The 3,892-nt window shown below is 68.3% G+C and carries 4 protein-coding genes; 3 read left to right on the top strand and 1 reads right to left on the bottom strand.

From position 1 onward, the window contains the following. Positions 1 to 890 (bottom strand): crosslink repair DNA glycosylase YcaQ family protein (locus tag Q1V87_RS01620; RefSeq protein WP_300590567.1); only part of this gene is annotated, 890 nt, incomplete at its 3' end. Positions 891 to 1,027: 137 nt separating this feature from the next. Between Q1V87_RS01620 and Q1V87_RS01625 the strand changes: the two genes are divergently transcribed. From Q1V87_RS01625 to Q1V87_RS01635, 3 genes are all read left to right on the top strand, one after another. Then, positions 1,028 to 2,380: an HNH endonuclease signature motif containing protein gene (locus Q1V87_RS01625; protein WP_300590568.1), complete on the top strand. Its 1,353-nt coding sequence runs from the start codon at positions 1,028 to 1,030 to the stop codon at positions 2,378 to 2,380. Between the two features lie 73 nt (positions 2,381 to 2,453). Beyond that, entirely contained in the window at positions 2,454 to 3,266 is an 813-nt protein-coding gene (locus tag Q1V87_RS01630) for a tryptophan-rich sensory protein (protein WP_300590569.1), read from the top strand. Positions 3,267 to 3,322: 56 nt separating this feature from the next. Further along, positions 3,323 to 3,892: MBL fold metallo-hydrolase (locus tag Q1V87_RS01635; protein ID WP_300590570.1), on the top strand; the 570-nt coding region annotated here is incomplete at its 3' end.

Genomic DNA, 3,892 nt, shown 5'->3' on the forward strand with positions numbered 1-3,892 from the left:
ACGAGAGCGTCGAACATCGCGTCGGAGGCCACGAGCGACCGGTCGGCATAACCGAGGATCCACTCGTCGAACGCGGGAACGAGCGTCACCGTTTCAGCAGACCCTTGCCAGTTCGAGTCGGCTGACGCGGATGCCGCGGCATCCAGATATACGGGCTTCTCGCCGAGCTGTGCCAGCTCGATTCGGTCGACGGATGCGGCGGCAGCGCGCAGCCCCGTCTTGGGAAGCTTCGTCCACCAGGCCAGGTCGTCGAGGGTCACCGGCCCCCGCGCGGCGACATAGCCCGCGACGATACGGCTGAGTGCGGCATCCGTGTCGGTGTCACGCTGGGTCGCCGTGAGGGTGAGGTACTGCTCAGATCCGTCAGGAGTGAACGCGCCCCAGTGCGCCAGTCCGCTGATGCAGAGGTGGACGAGGAGGTGGTATCCGCGCCCGCCGTCGGTCGAGATCCCGGCATCCTCCCAGGTCGCCAGGATGTCGGCGCGCCGCAGGGGAGCGGTCTCGAGCGCCGCGACGGCGACGTCGTGCGCGTGGTCGATCGTGCCGTCATCCAGCTCGAGCTGCTCCCGGCGGCGTGCCATCGACTGCAGCGTTCTGGTGCCGGTCAGGGCGAGGAGTGACGCCAGGTGCTCGGGGGTCGTCGCGAACAGCGTGCCGCGCATGGGCCAGGACCGCACCAGCGCGCCGCTGTCGAACGCTGCGCGCACATCATCGACGGTCGTTCCCGGGGCAGATCGCAGGGCGATCGCACGCAGGACTGCCGGAAGATCTTGGCCTTGGAGCGCGACCGCTCGATCCACCACCTCCCGTGGGGAGAGGGGCGAGCCGCCGAGCAGCTGGGCGCCGTGGCGTAGCCCGCGCGCCTGGTCGGGGGAGAGGGACGCCGTCATGTCGATCACCGTAGTACGAGCCGCCCCCACGCAGCCGAGGTGGGCGGTGATGCTGGATGACTGTTGCCTTCGCACGCCGGACTCGGTGCAGCTTGACGGGCGTTTGAATGTCGGACCCCCCTCGTAGTGTCGGGGGTATGGATGAGGTTGGTGCGGGTGATTCGGGGCAGTGGCCCGGCGCTTCGGATGCTGACGCGTTCCTGCATGAGGGTGATGTGTGTGAGTGGGATGCGGAGGTGGCTGGGTGGGTGCCGCCGCGACCTGACGCTGTCGCTCTCGTGGCTGAGGCCGCTGATTTGGAGGCGGTGTTTGCTGCGCAACGGTTCGCGCGGGTCGATGATCTCCGCCTTGAGGCCCTCGATGATGTGTCCCGGTATGGGGGTGGGTCTCGGGAGCTGGTGATGCGCTCCCTCCGCCTCGAGCTTGCCGCGGCGTTGCGGGTGACGGAGAACGCGGCGGGGATGATGCTTGCCCGCGCGGAGTCCCTCGTCCACTCGTACCCGATGGTGTTGGAGTCGCTCTCCCGTGCGGGTGTGACCGTGCGGCATGCGGAGATCCTGGTCGATGACCTGGACGTGTTGGACCCGGTGGTCGCGGCACGGTTGGTGGGGCGGGCGTTGGGGCTTGCGGAGTCGTTGCCGGTGGGGTCGTTCCGGCGGGCGCTACGCCGCCTGATCGACCGGGAAACCGCCCCCACGCTCACGGAGCGGCACCAGGTGGCGGTGCGGGGTCGCCGGATCGTGGTGGAGCCGGCGGGGGATTCGATGTCGTGGGTGCACGCGCTGGTTCCGTCGGTGGAGGCCCACGCGATCTATGGGCGGGTCACGCAGAAAGCGGTGGTGATCCGTGACCACGACCGCGGAACCATCCGCGGCGGCGAACGCGAGGGTGCGGGGGAGCGGAGTCTGGATGAGATTCGGGCTGACGTGTTCTGCGACCTCCTCATCGACGGAACAGTGCCTCAGCACCCGGAGCAGGCGCGGGGGATCCGCGCGACCGTGGTCGTGACCGTCCCGGCCCTGGCGCTGCTGGGCGCCGACGGGGTGACGGATCCGGCGGAGGTGGAGGGGGTCGGTCCGATCCCGATCGACACCGCCCGGGAACTGGCCGGTGGCGCGTCGGGGTGGATGCGGGTCCTGTCCCACCCCGAAACCGGTGTCGTGGTCTCGGTGGGGCGGACGAGGTATCGGCCGCCACCGGAGCTGGTGAAGCTGGTGACGTGGCGGGCTGACCGGTGCATGGGCCCGGGATGTTCGAAACCCGCCTCGCAGTGTCAGATCGATCACTCGGTCGCGTGGGCCGACGGTGGTGAAACCTCGGTGACGAACACGGCACCGTTATGCCAAGGCCACCACACGGTGAGACACCACGGCGGGTGGGTGATCACCCATCTGGATGACGGGTCGCTGGAATGGGTATCCCCACACGGTCGCCGGTATGTCGTGAAACCCGAACGGCACCTCCCCACCTTCTACCCCAACGCCGCCTGAACGGGAGGGGCCGGGGACGGGGGCGCCGCCTGAACCCGGCCCGCGGGCGGCAGGTGCGTTATACCGTGGGGGCATGAGTGCGACAGAATCAGCACGCGGCAGCGACGTGGCTCGCCAGATCCTGGTGATCGCGGCCTTCGTCTTCATGATCATCGGCGACGCGGTCGGCCTCGGCGCCTTCGGCGGCACACCGATCCAGGATGCGCAGGGCGGGTCGTTTTCGCCGGATGCCTCGTACCTCACGCCGGCGACCGAGGCATTCGCCATCTGGACGCCGATCTACCTCGGCCTCGCGATCTACGTCATCTGGCAGGCGCTCCCGTCGCAGCGCGCCCGTGACCGTCAGCGCAGCCTCGGCTGGCTCATCGCCCTCACGATGGTGCTCAACGGCCTCTGGCTCGTCACCGTGCAGTTCCTGTCGGTTTGGGCGACCGTGGTGTGCATCATCCTGCTGCTTGCAGCGCTCGTCGTCACCTACCTCCGAGCGGTCCGCACCCGAGAGCCGGGCGACGGATGGCTCGACGGCATCCTGATCGACGTCGTCACCGGCCTGCACCTCGGCTGGGTGGCGCTGGCCACCGTCGCCAACATCGCGGCGGCCCTGACGGCCACCGTCCCGGCCGACTGGGAGAGCGCGGCATCCGTTGTCGGAGTCATCGTGCTCGTCGTCGTGGCAGCCGTCGCGCTCGGCGTTTCGGCCTCGGGAGGGTGGCGCATCGCTCCCGTCCTGTCCATCGCCTGGGGTCTCGGATGGCTCGCCGTCGCCCGTCTGCTCGGTGACCTCATCGACGTGCCGATCGGTATCACGGCGATCATCGTCGCCGTGATCGTGCTCATCGTCCCGATCGTCGGCCGATTCATGCGAGAGCGGACGCTCGCGGACTGACACGCCGAAACCTCACCGCCCCGGGCGCGAAACAGCGACCTGGCACACTGAACCCCATGACATCGGGTGGCGTCGGACGCGTATCGGTATTGAGTATTGGCGAGGTACGGCTACGGCCACACAACATCGTAGGCAACGGCACTCCCATGCTGTGGTGGACGTTCACATCGCGGCAATGGACGGATCCGCTTCCCGTGAATGTGGTGCTCATTGAGCACGAACAGGGTTGGATCCTGTGGGACACCGGGCAAGCACCCGCGTCCGCTGACTCGCCGAAGGAGTACTTCCCCGGCGGATTCGTCGGTGCGGTCTACGCGCGGCAGGTGGACTCAACCCTCACGCCTGGGCAGGGGCTTGGCGAACAGCTCGAGCTCGCCGGTGTCCCCATCGAACGACTGAGCCTCGCTGCCATCTCGCACCTGCACTATGACCACGCCGGCAACATCGGCGAGCTTGCAGCAGCTGGGATCCCGGTGCTCGTAAGCGAGTCTGAGCATGACGTGCTCACCGGAAAGTCGCCGCACATGCACGGCGTCCTGGCCGAGTACCTGCTCGATGCCGGTGTCCAGTGGCGGCCCGTGACGTTTGCCCCCTCGGAGGATCCCGCGCTCGTCGACTTCGACGGT

Source organism: Microbacterium sp. (genome assembly GCF_030149085.1).
Taxonomy (GTDB): domain Bacteria; phylum Actinomycetota; class Actinomycetes; order Actinomycetales; family Microbacteriaceae; genus Microbacterium.

Excerpts from the sequence above, each read along its gene's own strand:
- Q1V87_RS01625 (WP_300590568.1), top strand. The coding sequence starts at position 1,028 with ATGGATGAGGTTGGTGCGGGTGATTCGGGGCAGTGGCCCGGCGCTTCG.
- Q1V87_RS01630 (WP_300590569.1), top strand. The coding sequence starts at position 2,454 with ATGAGTGCGACAGAATCAGCACGCGGCAGCGACGTGGCTCGCCAGATC.